Consider the following 18966-nt stretch of genomic DNA (forward strand, 5'->3'; position numbering starts at 1 on the left):
GGTGTGTTTGTAATAATGATAAAAGAAGATTGTTTATTCTGTAAGATAGCAAAAGGAGAGATTCACTCTGCTACAGTTTATGAAGACAGCCATTTCACAGTAATTCTTGATGTGAATCCGGCAACAAAGGGACATTGTCTGATTATACCAAAGGAACATTTTGATAATATTTATGATCTGGATGGCGAGACAGCCGGAAAGTTATTTGCACTGGCTACTTGTATTGCAAGAGCAATGAAGGATGCATTAAAATGCGACGGTTTGAATCTTGTTCAGAATAATGGAGAAGTTGCGGGACAGACGGTAAATCATTTTCATCTTCACCTGATTCCTCGTTATGAGGGTGATGGACTGAATCTTAACTGGCCACAGCAGGAGATTTCAGGAGAACAGTTAGAAGAGATCAGACTGTCTATTAAGAAGTCAATCTAACAATACGGGCAGATGAATACTTTTGGAAACAAAAGTAAATAATAGAAATGAAAGAAACAGAAATAAGAAATAAGAATAGAAATACAAATAGAAATATAAATAGAAGGGAAAGAGTATGGGTAAGTTAGATTTTAAGCCGGGTAATATGTTATATCCTCTTCCGGCGGTCATGGTATCGGTAAGAGATAAAGAAGGAAAGGATAATATTATAACAGTTGCCTGGACAGGAACGGTATGTACCAATCCACCCATGCTCTACATTTCTGTTCGTCCGGAGAGACATTCTTATAAAGCGTTGCATGAAACGGGAGAGTTTGTGGTGAATCTTACTACAGAAAAGCTTGCGAAGGCTACGGATTTTTGTGGTGTTCGTTCCGGACGGGATATGGATAAGTTTGAGCAGACCGGTCTGAAAAAGGGAGAGGCAAAGAAAATCAATGCGCCTGTGATTGAAGATAGTCCGGTGAATATTGAGTGTCGTATCAGAGAAGAAGTGGCACTTGGTTCTCATACAATGTTTATAGCAGACGTTGTACATGTGACAGTAGATGATGCCTATATGGATGAGAAGGGCACGTTTCATTTGGAGAAGGCGGCACCGATTGTATATTCTCATGGAACATATTTTGGATTGGGAGAATCTTTGGGGACATTTGGATATTCTGTTCGCAAAAAGAAAAAAAAGAGAAAAAACAAATAAATTAAGATGTTTATTTTGTAACAATTTTTGATTTACAATAAACGAGAGAATATGATATAATAAAATGATTCTAGGTTTAGTTTGAATTGTGAAGAAAAGTACATATTGTTTGAGATATAAAATATCATGACAGGAATTTTTGAAACAGGATTACGATAATTTTATTTTTAATTTATTTTTTTGTATAAAATATAAAGAGTAATCTTTGGAATAGGAATTCCATTTTTTTGGTAGAGATATTTTACCTGGAATTTTATTTGATTTTACTTTAGTTTGAAAATTAGTGTTAAGAGTAATAACGTTTAGGATAGATTATAGAGGTGCAAAATGGAACAGTATATTATTAAAGGTGGTAATCCGTTAGTTGGTGAAGTTGTAATTGGTGGAGCAAAGAATGCAGCGCTTGGAATTCTGGCAGCAGCAATTATGACAGATGGAGAATGTTTAATTGATAATATGCCAAATGTCAGAGATACGAATGTTCTTTTACAGGCAATGGAAGGAATCGGAGCCCGTATTGAACGTAAAGGGGATAACGAAGTAGTGATCAGCGGAAAGGATATTGATTCTGCCGGTGATCTGATTGTAGATAATGAATATATCAGAAAGATTAGAGCATCTTATTATCTGATCGGTGCTCTTCTTGGTAAGTATAAAAAGGCGCAGGTTGTTCTTCCAGGAGGATGTGATATCGGAAGCCGTCCGATCGATCAGCATATTAAGGGATTTCGTGCGCTTGGAGCAGAAGTAAAGATTGAGCATGGGATGATTATCGCACAGGCAGAACAGCTTGTAGGTAGTCGTATTTATTTAGATGTTGTTTCTGTTGGAGCAACGATCAATATTATGATGGCAGCAGCATTGGCACAGGGGAATACCGTTATCGAGAATGCAGCTAAGGAACCACATATCGTAGATGTAGCGAACTTCTTAAACAGTATGGGCGCAGATATTCGTGGTGCGGGAACAGATGTGATTCGTATTAAAGGGGTGGAGAAGTTCCACGATACAGAATATTCTGTGATTCCGGATCAGATTGAAGCAGGAACATTTATGATGGCAGCGGCAGCTACAAGAGGAGATGTTCTGATTAAGAACGTAATTCCTAAGCATTTAGAGACGATTTCTGCAAAGCTGTCTGAGATTGGAGCACAGATTGAAGAGTCTGATGATGCGGTAAGAGTTGTGGCAACACAGCGGCTTTGCAATACACAGATTAAGACCCTTCCATATCCTGGATTCCCTACGGATATGCAGCCGCAGATGGCAATTACGCTGGGGCTTTCTACCGGAACAAGTACGATTACAGAAAGTATTTTTGAGAATCGTTTCCGTTACGTAGAAGAACTTCGCCGTATGGGTGCTAATATAAAGATGGTAGAAGGTAACACTGCGATTATTCATGGTGTTGAAAAATATACAGGAGCTACGGTGGCAGCACCGGATCTCCGCGCCGGAGCAGCGCTTGTTATTGCAGGGCTTGCGGCAGAAGGATATACAACGGTAACTCAGATTGGTTATATTAAGAGAGGGTATGAGCGATTTGATGAGAAGCTTCGTGCTCTCGGTGGCTTAATTGAAGAAGTTAATTCCGAGAAAGAAACCAATAAGTTTATTTATAAAACAGGTACTGTAAATTAAGAATTGGAGATGAGTAGTACAATGGAAAGAAGATTATTTACATCAGAATCTGTAACAGAAGGACATCCGGATAAGATGTGCGATCAGGTTTCTGACGCAATACTTGATGCATTAATGGAAAAAGACCCAATGAGTCGTGTTGCCTGTGAGACAGCTATGACAACAGGTCTTGTACTTGTCATGGGTGAGGTGACAACGAATGCTTATGTAGACATTCAGAAAATCGCTCGTGATACGATCAAAGAGATTGGATATACAAGAGGTAAATACGGTTTTGACGCAGATACATGTGGTGTTATGGTAGCCTTAGATGAGCAGTCTTCCGATATTGCTATGGGTGTTGATAAAGCACTTGAAGCAAGAGAGAATAAGATGAGCGATGAAGAATTAGAGGCAATTGGTGCCGGCGATCAGGGTATGATGTTTGGTTACGCCAGCAATGAGACAGAAGAATATATGCCATATCCTATCGCATTAGCACATAAGTTATCCAGACAGCTTACAAAGGTTCGTAAGGATGGTATATTATCTTATTTAAGACCAGATGGAAAGACACAGGTTACTGTAGAATACGACGAGAATGGTAAGCCAGATCGTTTAGATGCTGTTGTTCTTTCTACACAGCATGATCCTGATGTAACACAGGAACAGATTCATGAAGATATTAAAAAGTATGTGTTTGATCCAATTCTTCCACAGAATATGGTTGATGATAATACAAAGTTCTTTATTAACCCAACAGGAAGATTTGTAATCGGTGGACCACATGGAGACAGTGGTTTAACAGGACGAAAGATTATCGTAGATACTTATGGCGGATATGCACGTCATGGCGGTGGAGCTTTCTCCGGTAAAGACTGTACAAAGGTAGACCGTTCTGCTGCATACGCTGCAAGATATGTAGCAAAAAATATTGTTGCTGCTGGACTTGCAGATAAGTGTGAGATTCAGTTATCTTATGCTATTGGTGTAGCGCAGCCTACATCTATCATGGTAGATACTTTTGAAACAGGAAAGATTGCAGAAGAAAAACTTGTAGATATGATCCGCGAAAACTTTGACTTAAGACCAGCAGGAATTATTAAAATGCTTGACTTAAGAAGACCAATCTACAAACAGACTGCAGCTTATGGCCATTTTGGACGTAATGATCTGGATCTTCCATGGGAAAGACTTGATAAAGTAGAAACTCTGAAGAAGTATTTATAAAATGTATCGTGTTTAACACAGACGAGAATTCTGCAATACTATATTACATTTGTGCTGTCGGGATGCGTGGGGAGTGTTTCATCACTTCTCTATTTGACCAGAAGCTGCAAATGGCAATATAATATTGTGGAATTTTTGTTTATTTGGCGTAGGAGGATTTTGTAAGATTTATGCAGCATAGTAATGTGCTTGTTTGTAAAGAAATGTAAAGCAGGAACTTTTTAATAAGTTGAAAATTTTGTGTTAAAAAATAAACAATTTTTTTCGAAAAGTTTATTTACGAATGTATTTTAAAATGGTATAGTGTGTAGGTAATTATGGATGGTATTCGTTAGCGAAACCATACCGCATGTAACTGACAGGTATTGAGCTTATATCCTTTAGGAATAAGACTCGGAGTATCACCATGCGAAAGGCAGGGTGATAAATATGAGAACAGGAATTATAGGTGCAGGGAAAGTTGGGTGTTCCCTTGGTAAGTATTTCAGATTGAATAATCTGGAAGTAACAGGATATTACGATGTGAATGAGAATCTTGCAAAAGAAGCGGCAGATTTTACAGCGACAGCTTTTATAAAAGATTTAGACACAATTGTAAAAGAAAGTGATACTCTGTTTCTTACTGTTCCTGATGATCTGATTACGATTGTATGGAATCAGATTAAGGATATGTCCCTTGAGGGAAAGTTTATATGTCATTGCAGTGGTGCCTTATCATCCGGAGATGCATTTCCAGGAATCGATAAGTGTGGTGCTTTCGGATATTCTGTCCATCCGCTCTTTGCAGTCAGCGATAAGTACAATTCTTACAAAGAGCTATCACATGCGTATTTTGTAATAGAAGGCGATGAGAGACATCGGGAAGACGTTGCCGGGATTTTCAGAAATCTTGGAAATGAGGTGTGTTATATTGCAGCCGAAGATAAAGTAAAATATCATTGTGCTGCCGCCGTATGCAGTAACCATGTGGTTGCGCTTATACAGGAAAGCTTAAGTTTGATGCAGGAGTGCGGATTTAACGAAGAGAGTGCGCTTAAAGCATTAGCTCCGATCATGCTTGGAAATATACAGCATATCGTGGAGAAAGGAATGGTAAACAGTCTGACCGGGCCAGTAGAAAGAGCCGATGTAAAGACCGTAGAGAAACATTTAAACTGTCTTAATAAAAGTCAGCAGATACTCTATTGTCTTTTGTCAGAAATTCTCATTTCTATAGGGGAAAAGAAAAATCCGGAAAGAGATTACGGAAAGCTAAAAGACATTCTCGATCATAAGCAGTACTGTAATATTGATGAACAGTAAATCAGGAGGGGTATTAATGAAGAACACAGTAACAACTTTTCAGGCAATGAAAGATAAAGGCGAAAAAATTTCCATGCTGACAGCATATGATTATTCCACAGCAAAGTTAGAAGATGCTGCCGGAATTAACGGAATCTTAGTAGGGGATTCTCTTGGTAATGTTGTTTTAGGATATGATACAACAATCCCTGTAACAGTAGAGGATATGATCCATCATGGAGCTGCAGTTGCAAGAGGTGCAAAGAATTCTTTAGTTGTAGTAGATATGCCATTCCTTTCTTATCAGACTTCCGTTTATGATGCGGTTGTAAATGCCGGAAAGATTATGAAAGAGACACAGTGTGACTGTGTGAAATTAGAAGGTGGAAAGAGCGTATGTCCACAGATTAAGGCGATTACAGATGCTTCTATTCCAGTAATGGCACATATTGGACTGACTCCACAGTCTGTCAATGCATTTGGTGGATTTAAAGTACAGGGGAAAACATTAGAAGCTGCACAGCAGTTGATTGAAGATGCGAAAGCGGTAGAAGAAGCAGGGGCATTTGCGGTTGTTTTAGAGTGTGTTCCGGAAAAGCTTGCCCGTAAAGTAACAGAGGCAATTCATATTCCTACGATTGGAATTGGAGCAGGAGCAGGCTGCGATGGACAGATTCTTGTTTATGCGGATATGTTATCTATGTTTTCTGATTTTTCACCAAAGTTTGTAAGAAGTTTTGCAAATGTAGGAGAGATTATGTCACAGGCATTTAAAGAATATGATGCTGCAGTAAAAGACAGTTCTTTCCCGGCACAAGAACATACATTTAAGATAGATGAAGAAGTGTTAGATAAGCTTTACTAAATGCCAAGGTATTTTGAATAAAAAGAAGGATAATAAGATCATGGAAAAAGTATATACAATAAAAGAAGTAAGAGAACAAGTAAAAGCATGGAAAAAAGAAGGTCTGAGTGTTGGACTGGTACCTACAATGGGATACCTTCATGAAGGACATGCCAGCCTGATTCAAAAAGCAGTAGAACAGAATGACAAAGTTGTAGTCAGTGTATTTTTAAATCCGACACAGTTTGGACCAACAGAGGATTTAGAGGCTTATCCAAGAGATTTTGAAGCAGACTGTAAACTCTGTGAGTCCATTGGAGCTGCTTTAGTATTTCATCCGGAACCATCTGAAATGTATGCATCCGATTTCTGCACTTGGGTAGATATGGATGTTCTGTCTAAAACATTGTGTGGAAAGAGCAGACCGATTCATTTCAGAGGAGTATGTACAGTTGTAAGTAAGCTCTTTAATATTGTGACACCGGATCGCGCATATTTTGGACAAAAAGATGCGCAGCAGCTGGCAATTATCCGTCGTATGGTAAGAGATTTAAATATGGATATTGAAATAGTAGGATGTCCAATCGTCCGCGAAGAGGATGGATTAGCAAAAAGCTCCAGAAATACTTATTTAAATGAAGAAGAAAGAAAAGCTGCTTTAATTTTAAGTAAGTCAGTTGCTCTTGGAAAGAAAATGGTAGCAGATGGAGAGACATCCGCTACAGTAGTAAAAGAGGCGATGATTAAGAAAATCGAGTCTGAGCCAATGGCTAAGATTGATTATGTAGAAGCGGTAGATGGATTGTCCATGCAGCCAGTAGAAGAAATCAAAGCACCGGCCCTGGTAGCTATGGCTGTTTATATCGGAAAGACAAGACTCATCGATAACTTTATTGTAGAAGAATAGTTATCGCCGCGTGTGGCTAAAGATTTTATCAGAGTTTATGTGAGATTATTTCGGAGGAATAAATATGCAGATTACAATGTTACAGGGAAAGATTCACAGAGCAACTGTTACACAGGCAGAGCTTGATTATGTAGGCAGTATCACAGTAGATGAGGATTTACTTGATGCAGCCGGAATTAAAGAATATCAGCTGGTTCAGATTGTGGATGTAAATAATGGAAATCGTTTTGAGACTTATACAATTGCCGGTGAAAGAGGCAGTGGAGTTATGTGTTTAAATGGTGCAGCAGCAAGATGCGTCAGTGTGCATGATAAGATTATTCTTATGGCATACGCACAGATGACTCCAGAAGAAGCCAAAGAAAATAAGCCGAATGTTGTATTTGTAGATGATGAGAATAAAATCAGTCGTGTTACAAATTATGAAAAACACGGTCGTTTATTCGACATGGAGAGGTTAGGATAAAAATGTTAAAAGGAAAAACTGTCGTTTTAGGGGTAACTGGAAGTATTGCAGCATATAAAATTGCAAGTCTTGCAAGTATGCTCGTAAAACAGCACTGCGATGTTCATGTAATTATGACAAAGAACGCAACGAACTTTATCAATCCAATCGCATTCGAGACATTAACAAATAATAAATGTCTGGTAGATACATTTGATAGAAACTTTCAGTTTCATGTAGCGCATGTTTCGCTGGCGCAAAAGGCTGATGTGATGATGATCGCACCGGCTTCTGCTAATATTATTGCGAAACTGGCACATGGGATTGCGGATGATATGTTAAGTACAACAGCTCTGGCCTGTAGTGCAAAGAAGATCATATCTCCAGCGATGAATGTCCATATGTTTGAAAATCCAATTGTACAGGACAATTTAAACATATTGAAAAAGTATGATATGGAAGTGGTGGAGCCGGCAGTAGGCTATCTTGCATGTGGAGATACCGGTGCGGGAAAGATGCCAGACCCGGAAGTTCTATTTGAATATATTCTAAGAGAAATTGCCTGCGAAAAAGATTTAAAAGGTAAGAAGATCATGGTAACTGCAGGACCAACACAGGAGGCAATCGATCCGGTACGTTATATCACCAATCATTCCACAGGAAAGATGGGATATGCGATTGCAAAGAGGGCAATGCTGCGTGGTGCGGATGTAACACTTATCTCCGGTCCGGTTGCATTAAATCCAGTTCCATTCGTGAAGATGGTTTCCGTAGTTACAGCACAGGATATGTTTGAAGCAGTGAGTAACAGTTTTTCTGAACAGGATATTCTGATAAAATCGGCGGCAGTCGCAGATTATCGCCCGGCTGTTGTCAGCGATGAGAAGGTAAAAAAGAAAGATGGCGATATGGCGATCGCTCTTGAACGAACAACCGATATTCTTGGTCATGTGGGAGAGCATAAAAAGCCGGAACAGATTATTTGTGGATTTTCCATGGAAACACAAAATATGCTTGAAAATTCCCGAAAGAAATTAAAGAAAAAACATCTTGATTTAATCGTAGCGAACAATCTAAAAGAAAAAGGTGCAGGTTTTGGAACAGACACCAACAGGGTTACACTTATTTCAGAAAAGGAAGAAAAAAGTCTGGAACTTATGTCAAAGGAAGAAGTGGCAGATGAAATTTTAGACTATATTCTTCAGATGAATCAGGTGAAATAAAGAATACACGAAATCGAAGAAGATGATTATGTAAAATTGCTTTATAGATTATGTGGCAAATACTCTCTGTATTTGTTTCTTATTCTAAAAAGAAAGTATTACATAGTGATTTTCTTCGATTTTTGCTTTTGAGAATATGGAGTAGATATTATATAAAATATTTTCATGTTCTTGTTAAAGCAATGTTTGCTTTATTGATATAATTTCCATCATATAAGCTTTATGGTTTGTTTTACCTAAAAACTAAAATTTTTATAAAATATTTAAGAAATATGGTTTACTTTTTGAAAAGTTGTGTTTTAAAAAACAATTTATGTTATAATTACATCAGAAAAATAAATGAAAAGAGTATTGTCGGGGAAGGCAGCATAATTGGGATTTTCTATTGTCAAAAATTATAGAAGACCACAATACTGTGTGGGCGAAAAGTACTCCTGTTGCAGGCGGACTTTCCTTCACATAAAAGTTACAGGGAAGCCAGCAAAGAATGGAGAGGTGTTTATGAAGAATGTTTTGATAATAGAGGATGAGCGAACCGTTGCAGAACTGGAAAGGGATTATTTAGAAATCAATTCTTTGAAAGTATCGATTGAAGAAACAGGTGAAGGGGGATTAAAGAGAATATTAAAGAATGATATTGATCTGGTCATCCTGGATCTGATGCTTCCGGATATGGATGGATTTGAAGTTTGCAGAAAGATACGTCGAAGAACAGATATACCGATTCTTATCGTATCTGCGAAGAAAAGTGATATTGATAAGATAAGGGGATTGGGTATAGGAGCAGATGATTATATTACGAAGCCATTTAGTCCGAATGAGCTGGTGGCAAGAGTAAAGGCACATTTGAATCGTTACATAAGGCTGACCAGAAAACGTAGTGATGAAAATGAATATATTGAATATCCTGGCTTGAAGATTGATCGGACTGCCCGTCGGGTTTTTGTTGATGGGGAAGAAAGATGCTTCACGACAAAGGAGTTTGATCTACTTACTTATCTTGCTACGCATCCGAATCATGTATTTTCTAAAGACGAGTTATTCAGTGCCGTATGGGGAATGGATTCCATGGGTGAGATTGCAACGGTGACAGTTCATATTAAAAAAATACGAAAGAAAACAGAGAATAGTAATGTAAAAACAGGTTATATTGAGACTGTATGGGGGGCAGGCTATCGCTTTCGTGTTCTGAATGGGAAAGTAGACGAAGAAAAGGAAAGTGTTATTAACGCGATTTGATTTTGATGTTTTAAATAGGTATAATAAGAAGGACAAAAAGACAGAAAGAAAAGAGGAGTAATGGAAAAACATGGTAAAGAAAAAGAGAGTTCCGATTATATTTGAAGATGATGCGATTATCGTATGCGAGAAACCTGCCGGTATGCCGGTACAGAGCGATCATACAAGAGATCTGGATGTCCTTACCACATTAAAACACCATATTTTTGAAGAACAGGCAGGCGAAGAAGAACCTTACCTTACTGTTGTACATCGCTTAGATAGACCAGTAGGAGGATTGATGGTTCTTGCTAAGACCAAAGAGGCGGCAGCAAGTTTAAGTAAACAGATTCAAGAGTTTGAATTTGAAAAAAATTATCAGGCAGTGGTGTGCGGTAATCTTAAAGAAGATTTTGGAACTTTTGAAGATTATCTTTTAAAAAATGGAAAAACGAATAAGACAGAAGTTGTAAAAGCAGGAACTCCTGATGCAAAGAAGGCAGAACTTGATTATGAATTGATTGACTGTATTGAGACCAAAGAAGGTATACTCACATGGGTGCTTGTTATTCTTCACACAGGCCGTCATCATCAGATTCGAGTACAGTTTGCTTCTCGTGGACTGGGGCTTTATGGTGATACAAAGTATAATCCGGCTTTCCAGAAAACGAAGAAGAAGTATACAGAGATTGGATTATACTCTACAAGATTATCCTTCCTTCATCCGGTTACGGGAGAAAGAATGACATTTAAGACAGAACCATGTGGAGAAGCGTTTGAAAAGATGGATGTGGAGGCTTTTTAAGTCTCCATATTCTTGACAAATCAGAGGACTTATTTTACAATAAAAAACAGACTGACAGCGTGGATTGTTGCGGAAATTTAAGCAGCAATCCTTTATATTTGCCTGAGGTATTCAGCAGGTATTCCAGGTATTCATAGAAAGGAAATATTATGGCTAAGGAAAAGAAGCTTGTAGAAGCAATTACACCAATGGATAAAGATTTTGCCCAGTGGTATACAGACGTAGTAACAAAGGCAGAGTTAATCTCTTATTCTAACGTAAGAGGATGTATGATCATTCGTCCAAGAGGATATGCAATCTGGGAGAATATTCAGAAGCAGTTAGATGCAAGATTTAAAGAAACAGGAGTAGATAATGTATATCTTCCAATGTTAATTCCTGAGAGCCTTTTACAGAAAGAAAAAGATCATGTAGAAGGTTTTGCACCAGAGGTAGCCTGGGTAACTCATGGCGGAGAAGAGAAACTTTCCGAAAGACTTTGCATACGTCCTACATCAGAAACTTTATTCTGTGATCATGTAAAGGACATCGTTCATTCTTATCGCGACCTTCCAGTTGTATACAATCAGTGGTGTTCCGTACTTCGTTGGGAAAAGACTACTCGTCCATTCCTTCGTTCTTCTGAATTCTTATGGCAGGAAGGACATACTTTCCATGCAACAGCAGAAGAAGCAAAAGAAAGAACAGAGCAGATGCTTAATGTATATGCAGATTTCTGTGAGAACGTTTTAGCGATTCCATTAGTAAAAGGAAAAAAGACAGACAAAGAAAAATTTGCAGGTGCAGAAGCTACTTATACAATTGAAGCATTAATGCATGATTGTAAAGCTTTACAGTCCGGTACAAGCCATAACTTCGGTAACGGATTCGCAAAAGCATTTGGCATTGAATATACAAATAAAGAGAATAAGCTTTCTCCTGTATATGAGACATCCTGGGGAATGTCTACACGTATTATTGGTGCGATCATCATGGTACATGGAGATGACAGCGGACTTGTATTACCTCCAAGAATCGCTCCGGTACAGACAATGATCATCCCAATTCAGCAGAAAAAAGAAGGTGTATTAGACAAGGCATTTGAAATTCGTGATATGCTCAAGTCCAACTTCTCTGTAAAAGTAGATGATTCCGATAAATCTCCGGGATGGAAGTTCAGCGAACAGGAAATCCAGGGAATTCCTACACGTATCGAAATTGGACCTAAGGACATCGAAAAAGGTCAGGCAGTTATCGTTCGTCGTGATACAAGAGAAAAGATTGTCACACCAATCGAAAAGATTGAAGAAACTTTAGCAGAAGTTCTTGAGACAATGCAGAATGATATGTATAACAAGGCAAAAGCACATCTTGAGAAGAATACACACATCGCACATAACTGGGAAGAATTTAATGATATCCTTGAGAATCAGCAGGGATTCATCCGCGCAATGTGGTGTGGAGAAAGAGAATGTGAAGAAGCCATCAAAGACGAGAATGGTGCAACAACACGTTGTATCCCATTTGTACAGGCAAAACATTCTGATGTATGTGTACATTGCGGAAAACCAGCAAAATGTGAAGTATACTTTGGAAAAGCATACTAAATACTAATTTGTAGATTTTGTGTAGACGAAAAAAGAAATAATGCCCTATCCCATCTGCTCTGTAGTCGCTGTGTTTAAAATGCTTATTCGCATCTTAAACACGCTCCGAAGCCGCATCTGGGATAGGGCATTATTTCTTTTTTCTGACTATCCTAAATCCACAGTTGGTGAGAATGGGGGATTAAATACTAATTTGAGGGAGAGGGGAATACTCAGAAGGCTATGGTTTTATTTGGAATAAAAATATCCAGAAGGGAATATCTTCTCCTGAACAATTGTAGTTAATCTTCTAAAGAAAAAAGAATACTTATAACTATTCTTTTTTCTTTATCATAGTTTTCTTACAATTCAGCATAAAATTTTATTTCAGCGGCTGTCTGGCTTTGATAACAAATAGCAAATTAGTGATTTATGTTGGAAAGAGAAGGGGATTCTCCAGAAGATAATGATTTTTAATTAAAGAACTATTTTGCCACAAGAAAATAGCAAGGGATACCGACAAAAGAAATAGAAATCCTTATATAAATCTCAGTTTCTTCAGAAGTCTATGATTTTCATTAGAATGAACATCTCCAAAGGGGATACTTTCTTACTCGATTGTATAAAAATTATATTTATCTATTCCTACCTTATGGGGAATTTCTCTCTGGTTAACTCTCATAGCCTTCTGGGCAATCCCCTTATTCATCCTCAAATCCAAATACTAATTTCCATCTGGAGCCAAAGAACAGAAAACCAGAAATTTAATGTAGAAGAAAAAGTGATGTCGGAGCCAGTAAAAATGCCGAACAGGCATTTTCTACGCCGCGACTATCTTCACTTTTTCTTCTACATTAAATTTCTGGTTTTCGTTTCTTTAATCCATTAAATTATTTAAACAGCGGAGCTAATGCAGCAGCTAATTCATCTTTGATTGCCTGAGCTTCTGCAAGATCCTTTCCAAGTGTGGTGAAGTAGGTCTTAATCTTAGGTTCTGTACCAGATGGACGAACAACAACAGTTGCGCCGTTATCGAGTCCATATGTCAGTACGTTAGCAGATGGAAGACCGGTAGCTTCTGTGTTCTTGTAATCTGTTACACTGACAACCTTTCTTTCTCCGATTGCTGCAGGTGGGTTGTCACGAAGTTCCTGCATGATGCCAGCCATCTTATCCATACCTGTAAGTCCAGGGAATTCGAAGCTGTCTACAACATTTAAGTAACGGCCGTATTCTGCATAAATCTCTTCCAGTCTCTGTTTTAAAGAGCTTCCGATACTTCTGTAGTAAGCAGCCATCTCACAGATGAGCATGGAGCTGATTACAGCATCTTTATCACGAACGTAAGGTCCTGCTAAGTAACCATAACTCTCTTCAAATCCAAAGATGAATCGGTCTACTTCTCCGGCAGCTTCTAAGGAAGCAATCTGGTCACCGATCCACTTAAATCCTGTAAGTACATTTCTCATCTCTACGCCATAATGAGAAGCAACGGCTTCTGCAAGTGGTGTGGAAACGATTGACTTCACTGCAACAGCCTTTTCAGGGAGTGTACCTAATTCCTTACGTCCTGCACATATGTAATCAAGAAGCAGAACACCCATCTCATTACCTGATACAAGTTCATAAGAGCCGTCAGGACACTTCATGGCAATGCCGACACGATCAGCATCAGGATCGGTAGCGAGCATCAGGTCTGCATCGGATTCTTTTGCAAGTTCAAGACCGAGTTTTAAGGCTTCAAAAATCTCCGGATTAGGATAGCTGCATGTTGTAAAATATCCGTTAGGATATTCCTGTTCAGGAACGATAGTGATATCTGTGATACCAATGTCATTTAAAACTCTTGTTACAGGAACAAGACCGGAACCGTTCAGTGGGCTGTATACCAGCTTAAGACCGGCAGTCTTACAAAGACCTGGACGAACCTGACGTGCTTCGATAGCTTCATAGAATGCGTTCTTACAATCATCTCCTACAAAGCGGATGAGTCCCTGCTCAACACCTTCTGCAAAAGAAATGTATTTTGCCCCGTTAAGAACATCAGTCTTCTGAATCTCTTCGTATACGATAGCAGCCGCATCATCAGTCATCTGGCATCCGTCAGGACCATAAGCCTTATAACCGTTATACTTAGCCGGGTTATGAGATGCAGTAACCATGATACCTGCATTACACTCATAATAGCGTGTAGCAAAAGAAAGTGCAGGAACTGGCATCAATGCATCATAGATACGAACCTTAATTCCGTTAGCGGCGAGAACGGCAGCAGCAGTTTTGGCAAAAACATCACTTTTAATACGGCTGTCGTAGCTGATGGCAACTGTCTGGTTACCACCCTGTGTCTTTACCCAGTTGGCGAGACCCTGTGTAGCCTGACGTACTACATAGATGTTCATACGGTTAGTTCCGGCGCCAAGAACACCTCGAAGGCCGGCAGTTCCAAACTTCAGTGCAACTGCAAAACGGTCTTTAATCTCGTCATCATTTCCCTCGATGCCGGCAAGCTCAGGATGAAGATCACTATCTTCAAGGTCAGCAGCAAGCCAGCGTTTGTACTCGTCTAAATACATGTTGTAACTCCTTCCAATGTTAAATGTTAGTGCTTTATAAAAGCTTATTTTATGTATCTAATTTTACCATAACAGGTACTATTTATCAAGGTGAAATTATGTATACTTTTGGAAAAGAAAACGAAACATGACAGGTAAGAAAGAGAAAATACATCTCTTGTTTTAATTATCGTTAAAATTAAAAAATAGTTCACAAAGATAAGTATTTCTGTGGTATTATATAAAATACGTGGCATTTGTGGTATCACAGGAGTCATAATTTAAGAAAAGAAAGGGAGAAGCCTTCTTAATTTAAATTTATATTTATATTTAAATTTATAGGATAGAATTCTACAAGCTGATAAGATAAGCGAAGAAGAGAGACATAAAGACAGACATTAATATAGAGAAGAATGTCGAGGCATTCTTGAATTTATCCTATGTAATTATAGTAATTATAGAATGTAATTATAGAAGGCAGATTAACTATGGCAGAAAAAATTATTGCAGTTTCCGCAGGAAGAGAAATCACAGAAACAGAATTTAACGAATTTTTAAGCAAGCTTCCAGAACAGCAGCAGGCTTATGTAGCAACAGAAGAAGGAAGAAAGCAGGCTTTAACTCAGTATGCAAACTACTTCTTATTTGAGAAACTCGGATATGACAAGAAGTATGATCAGGATGAAGCTTTTATTGCTACAATGGAAGCTGTGAAGAGAGAACTTTTAGGTCAGTATGCGTTAACTCAGGAGATTAAAGATATCCAGGCAACACAGGAAGAGTGTGAGGCATATTATAACGAGCATAAAGCAATGTTCGTAAAAGAAGCAAAGGCTACAGCAAAGCACATTCTTACAGAAACAGAAGAAGAAAGTAAGAAAGTATTAGAAGAAATCGAAAGTGGTGCTAAGACATTTGAAGATGCTGCAAAGGAATATTCCAAATGCCCATCAAAAGCACAGGGCGGAAGTCTTGGAACATTTGGACGCGGACAGATGGTAAAAGAGTTTGATGAAGCGGTATTTACTGCAGAAGTTGGTAAGATCATCGGACCGGTAAAGACAGACTTCGGTTATCATTTAATCTGTGTAGATGAGCTGACAGGTGGAGAACAGTCTGAATTTGCAGAAGTATACCCACAGATTATGCAGCAGCTTACAACAGAGGCACAGAACAAGAAGTATATGGAAGTACGCCAGGCAATGATTGAAAAATACGGTCTTGAATTCAAATGATGTTAGGGTTATAATAAGTTCGTATAACTTAGGGCGATGCGACCACACATCGACAACTGCACAAGCAGATATTTATATTTATGGAGGTTAATAATTATGGCATTAGTATCAGCAAAAGAGATGCTTCAGAAAGCAAAAGCAGGACATTATGCAGTAGGACAGTTCAATATCAATAACCTTGAGTGGACAAAAACAATCCTGTTAACAGCAGAAGAATGTAAATCCCCAGTTATTTTAGGTGTATCCGAAGGTGCGGGCAAATACATGGCAGGATACAAAACTGTTGTAGGTATGGTAAACGGAATGTTAGAAGAGTTAAACATTACAGTACCTGTAGCACTTCATCTTGATCATGGTTCATATGAAGGAGCTAAGAAGTGTATTGAAGCTGGATTCTCCAGTATCATGTTTGACGGTTCTCATCTTCCATTTGAAGAGAACGTAGAGAAGACAAAAGAATTAGTAGCAATCTGTAACGAAAAAGGAATGTCTCTCGAAGCAGAAGTTGGTTCTATCGGTGGAGAAGAAGATGGTGTTGTAGGAATGGGCGAATGTGCAGATCCTCAGGAATGTAAAGCCATCGCTGACCTTGGTGTAACAATGTTAGCAGCAGGTATCGGTAACATCCATGGTAAGTACCCTGCAAACTGGGCTGGATTACAGTTTGATGTATTAGATGATATTCAGAAGTTAACAGGAGAAATGCCTCTCGTATTACACGGTGGTACAGGAATTCCTGAAGATATGATCAAAAAAGCAATCTCTCTTGGTGTTTCTAAGATCAATGTAAACACAGAGTGTCAGATCGCTTTCGCAGAAGCTACACGTAAATATATCGAAGCAGGTAAAGACTTAGAAGGAAAAGGATTTGACCCTCGTAAGTTATTAGCTCCTGGTGCAGAAGCAATCAAAGCTACTGTAAAAGAAAAGATGGGAATCTTCGGTTCTATCGGAAAAGCTGAATAATTAAATAGGAATTTTCTATAGACAAGGGATACGCTCCCAAAGAAAGAAGAACCCCTATATTGTGACTCTATCGCTGTGGGTTGAATGTTCGCTTCAAGGCTCGCATTCAATCCTCGCTCTAAGGCCACAAATATAGGGGGTTCTTCTTTCTTTGGGAGCTGTTTTTTGCTGGGGATGAAATTACTATTTACTATTTGGAGTGCTTTAAGATATCGCTACAATGAATACAGTAGCCTTCTGCTCCCTCCCCTTCTCTCCCCAAAGACTATTTCATTCATTCCATGTGAAGCCAAAACACAGAAAAAAGAAATACTGCCCCATCCCAGATGCGGCTTCGGAGCGTGTTTAAGATGCGGATGAGCATCTTAAACACAGCGACTACAAAGCAGATGGGATAGGGCATTATTTCTTTTTTCGTCTGTTTTTTTCAATTAAATTAATTCAGTCGACCATATATTTTGGTTTCTTCATAGAGCCAATCGGCCAGTTCGTCATTATAATCTTCTGGCAGGCATCGCCATGTCCAGTTTCCGCCCAGTGTAGAAGGTGTATTCATTCTGCCTTCTACTCCAAGTCCAAGAAAATCCTGCATCTGCATAATCGCAGTATCGGCAACACTTGCCCAGGCACAACGCATCATACCAATATGATAACCTTCTTCTTTTGTAAGGCGAAGGTAACGAATGGCATTGTTTTGGAATTCTTCCGGAGCGGTTTCAAACCAGCCAAGGATGGTATCATTATCGTGTGTTCCTGTGTATACAATGCAATTATTTGGATAACAGTGTGGAAGATAACCGGAACCGGTATCTCTGCTGTCAAAAGCAAATTCGAGGACTTTCATTCCTGGAAATCCAGTAGCTGCTAAAAGCTGTTTTACGGAGTCTGTTAAGAATCCGAGATCTTCTGCAATAATAGGCAGTTTGCCAAGTTTGTTCTCGATCGTAGTGAATAAATCCATGCCAGGTCCTGGTTTCCAATGTCCATTTTTGGCGGTGGAATCACCATATGGAATGGCATAGTATTCATCAAATCCGCGGAAGTGGTCGATGCGGATCACATCGTAGATTTTTGACTGGTAAGCAATACGGTTTACCCACCATTGGTACCCGGTTTCTTTCATGTAGTCCCAGTTGAAAAGAGGGTTGCCCCAAAGCTGACCGTCAGCGGAAAATCCGTCAGGTGGGCATCCGGCAACTTCGATTGGACAAAGGTTTTCATCAAGCTGGAATTCTTCCGGGTGTGCCCAAACGTCAGCGCTGTCGTAAGAAACATAAATAGGCAGATCACCAATAATTTTTATATTATTTTCTTCTGCATGTGCTTTTAACTTGTCCCATTGATAGAAAAATAAAAACTGTACCTTTTTCCAGAACAGGATTTCATCGGTAAGTTCCTGGTGGATGGCTTCAAGAGAATCTTTTTCTCTTTTCTGGAGAGTTTCCGGCCACTCTTTCCAGGATTGACCGCCATGGTAATCTTTAATCGACATATACAATGCATAATCATCTAACCAGAATTTCTGTTCTTTACAGAATTTTTGAAATTGTTCGGAAAGTACTCCGGCTATACGGGAGCAGGCTGTTTTTAAGACAGTAAATTTATGACCGTAAAGCAGACCGTAATCTACTGCAGCCGGCTGATCGCCCCAGGAGAGAGAAGCATATTCTTCTTCTTGTAACAGCCCTTCTTCTTTTAAATCATCAAAGTCAATCATATATGGATTGCCGGCATAGGAGGAGAAAGACTGATAAGGAGAATTCCCATATCCTGTTGGACATATCGGAAGAATCTGCCAGTATGTCTGTCCGGCACGATGTAAAAATTGTATAAAATCACGCGCGCACTGTCCTAGTGTTCCAACTCCGTAAGGGGAAGGAAGGGAAGTGATCGGCATTAGTATTCCTGCGGTTCTCATAAGAGACCTCCTATTTTTTCTATTT

General features: G+C 38.9%; 16 protein-coding genes. 14 read left to right on the top strand and 2 right to left on the bottom strand.

The genetic code is table 11. The features are described 5' to 3' along the window. The first annotated feature begins 15 nt into the window (after window positions 1-15). The 12 genes from EHLA_RS01655 to proS all read left to right on the top strand — a co-directional run bounded on the left by EHLA_RS01655 (window position 16) and on the right by proS (window position 12291). The gene (locus EHLA_RS01655; protein ID WP_096239072.1) at window positions 16-432 is read left to right on the top strand and encodes an HIT family protein; all 417 of its coding nucleotides are present in this window, start codon (window positions 16-18) and stop codon (window positions 430-432) included. 115 nt (window positions 433-547) lie between these two features. Then, window positions 548-1132, top strand: coding sequence for a flavin reductase family protein (locus tag EHLA_RS01660; RefSeq protein ID WP_096239073.1), 585 nt, complete (start codon window positions 548-550; stop codon window positions 1130-1132). Between the two features lie 327 nt (window positions 1133-1459). Next, complete coding sequence (locus tag EHLA_RS01665; RefSeq protein ID WP_021907393.1) at window positions 1460-2773, top strand: UDP-N-acetylglucosamine 1-carboxyvinyltransferase; 1314 nt, start codon at window positions 1460-1462, stop codon at window positions 2771-2773. Between the two features lie 21 nt (window positions 2774-2794). Continuing rightward, window positions 2795-3982, top strand: coding sequence for a methionine adenosyltransferase (metK, locus tag EHLA_RS01670; protein WP_096239074.1), 1188 nt, complete (start codon window positions 2795-2797; stop codon window positions 3980-3982). A gap of 429 nt (window positions 3983-4411) precedes the next feature. After that, window positions 4412-5284 carry a Rossmann-like and DUF2520 domain-containing protein gene (locus EHLA_RS01675; RefSeq protein WP_096239075.1) on the top strand — a complete coding sequence of 291 codons (873 nt, stop codon included), beginning with the start codon at window positions 4412-4414 and terminating at the stop codon, window positions 5282-5284. Between the two features lie 16 nt (window positions 5285-5300). Beyond that, window positions 5301-6128: a 3-methyl-2-oxobutanoate hydroxymethyltransferase gene (gene panB / locus EHLA_RS01680; protein ID WP_096239076.1), complete on the top strand. Its 828-nt coding sequence runs from the start codon at window positions 5301-5303 to the stop codon at window positions 6126-6128. 40 nt (window positions 6129-6168) lie between these two features. Further along, a complete protein-coding gene (panC, locus tag EHLA_RS01685; RefSeq protein ID WP_096239077.1) occupies window positions 6169-7014 on the top strand; it encodes a pantoate--beta-alanine ligase in 846 nt (281 codons plus the stop codon). A 64-nt stretch (window positions 7015-7078) separates the two neighbouring features. Further along, the gene (panD, locus tag EHLA_RS01690; RefSeq protein WP_021907388.1) at window positions 7079-7480 is read left to right on the top strand and encodes an aspartate 1-decarboxylase; all 402 of its coding nucleotides are present in this window, start codon (window positions 7079-7081) and stop codon (window positions 7478-7480) included. 2 nt (window positions 7481-7482) lie between these two features. Beyond that, window positions 7483-8682, top strand: coding sequence for a bifunctional phosphopantothenoylcysteine decarboxylase/phosphopantothenate--cysteine ligase CoaBC (gene coaBC / locus EHLA_RS01695; protein ID WP_096239078.1), 1200 nt, complete (start codon window positions 7483-7485; stop codon window positions 8680-8682). A 501-nt stretch (window positions 8683-9183) separates the two neighbouring features. Continuing rightward, window positions 9184-9921: a response regulator transcription factor gene (locus EHLA_RS01700; RefSeq protein WP_096239079.1), complete on the top strand. Its 738-nt coding sequence runs from the start codon at window positions 9184-9186 to the stop codon at window positions 9919-9921. 70 nt (window positions 9922-9991) lie between these two features. Continuing rightward, window positions 9992-10705: an RluA family pseudouridine synthase gene (locus EHLA_RS01705; RefSeq protein ID WP_021907385.1), complete on the top strand. Its 714-nt coding sequence runs from the start codon at window positions 9992-9994 to the stop codon at window positions 10703-10705. Window positions 10706-10854: 149 nt separating this feature from the next. Further along, window positions 10855-12291, top strand: coding sequence for a proline--tRNA ligase (gene proS, locus EHLA_RS01710; protein ID WP_096239080.1), 1437 nt, complete (start codon window positions 10855-10857; stop codon window positions 12289-12291). A gap of 869 nt (window positions 12292-13160) precedes the next feature. On the opposite strand, the gene EHLA_RS01715 is transcribed toward proS, so the two are convergent. Next, window positions 13161-14843, bottom strand: a complete 1683-nt coding sequence (locus EHLA_RS01715) for a phospho-sugar mutase (RefSeq protein ID WP_096239081.1) — start codon at window positions 14841-14843, stop codon at window positions 13161-13163. Between the two features lie 467 nt (window positions 14844-15310). Between EHLA_RS01715 and EHLA_RS01720 the strand changes: the two genes are divergently transcribed. Together EHLA_RS01720 and fba are read left to right on the top strand one after the other, a co-directional pair. Next, entirely contained in the window at window positions 15311-16057 is a 747-nt protein-coding gene (locus EHLA_RS01720) for a peptidylprolyl isomerase (RefSeq protein WP_096239082.1), read from the top strand. A gap of 96 nt (window positions 16058-16153) precedes the next feature. Next, window positions 16154-17023 carry a class II fructose-1,6-bisphosphate aldolase gene (gene fba / locus EHLA_RS01725; RefSeq protein WP_096239083.1) on the top strand — a complete coding sequence of 290 codons (870 nt, stop codon included), beginning with the start codon at window positions 16154-16156 and terminating at the stop codon, window positions 17021-17023. 436 nt (window positions 17024-17459) lie between these two features. Here fba and malQ read toward each other — a convergent pair whose 3' ends face one another. Further along, window positions 17460-18941, bottom strand: coding sequence for a 4-alpha-glucanotransferase (malQ, locus tag EHLA_RS01730; RefSeq protein WP_096239084.1), 1482 nt, complete (start codon window positions 18939-18941; stop codon window positions 17460-17462). Between the last annotated feature and the right edge of the window lie 25 nt (window positions 18942-18966).

The organism is Anaerobutyricum hallii, assembly GCF_900209925.1.
In the GTDB taxonomy this organism is placed as follows: Bacteria; Bacillota; Clostridia; order Lachnospirales; family Lachnospiraceae; genus Anaerobutyricum; species Anaerobutyricum soehngenii.

Bases quoted from the DNA above. Each gene is read 5' to 3' on its own strand.
- proS (WP_096239080.1), top strand. From the start codon at position 10,855: ATGGCTAAGGAAAAGAAGCTTGTAGAAGCAATTACACCAATGGATAAA.
- fba (WP_096239083.1), top strand. From the start codon at position 16,154: ATGGCATTAGTATCAGCAAAAGAGATGCTTCAGAAAGCAAAAGCAGGA.
- panC (WP_096239077.1), top strand. From the start codon at position 6,169: ATGGAAAAAGTATATACAATAAAAGAAGTAAGAGAACAAGTAAAAGCA.
- malQ (WP_096239084.1), bottom strand. From the start codon at position 18,941: ATGAGAACCGCAGGAATACTAATGCCGATCACTTCCCTTCCTTCCCCT.
- coaBC (WP_096239078.1), top strand. From the start codon at position 7,483: ATGTTAAAAGGAAAAACTGTCGTTTTAGGGGTAACTGGAAGTATTGCA.
- EHLA_RS01715 (WP_096239081.1), bottom strand. From the start codon at position 14,843: ATGTATTTAGACGAGTACAAACGCTGGCTTGCTGCTGACCTTGAAGAT.
- EHLA_RS01705 (WP_021907385.1), top strand. From the start codon at position 9,992: ATGGTAAAGAAAAAGAGAGTTCCGATTATATTTGAAGATGATGCGATT.
- metK (WP_096239074.1), top strand. From the start codon at position 2,795: ATGGAAAGAAGATTATTTACATCAGAATCTGTAACAGAAGGACATCCG.
- panB (WP_096239076.1), top strand. From the start codon at position 5,301: ATGAAGAACACAGTAACAACTTTTCAGGCAATGAAAGATAAAGGCGAA.
- EHLA_RS01720 (WP_096239082.1), top strand. From the start codon at position 15,311: ATGGCAGAAAAAATTATTGCAGTTTCCGCAGGAAGAGAAATCACAGAA.
- EHLA_RS01700 (WP_096239079.1), top strand. From the start codon at position 9,184: ATGAAGAATGTTTTGATAATAGAGGATGAGCGAACCGTTGCAGAACTG.
- EHLA_RS01675 (WP_096239075.1), top strand. From the start codon at position 4,412: ATGAGAACAGGAATTATAGGTGCAGGGAAAGTTGGGTGTTCCCTTGGT.
- panD (WP_021907388.1), top strand. From the start codon at position 7,079: ATGCAGATTACAATGTTACAGGGAAAGATTCACAGAGCAACTGTTACA.
- EHLA_RS01665 (WP_021907393.1), top strand. From the start codon at position 1,460: ATGGAACAGTATATTATTAAAGGTGGTAATCCGTTAGTTGGTGAAGTT.
- EHLA_RS01655 (WP_096239072.1), top strand. From the start codon at position 16: ATGATAAAAGAAGATTGTTTATTCTGTAAGATAGCAAAAGGAGAGATT.
- EHLA_RS01660 (WP_096239073.1), top strand. From the start codon at position 548: ATGGGTAAGTTAGATTTTAAGCCGGGTAATATGTTATATCCTCTTCCG.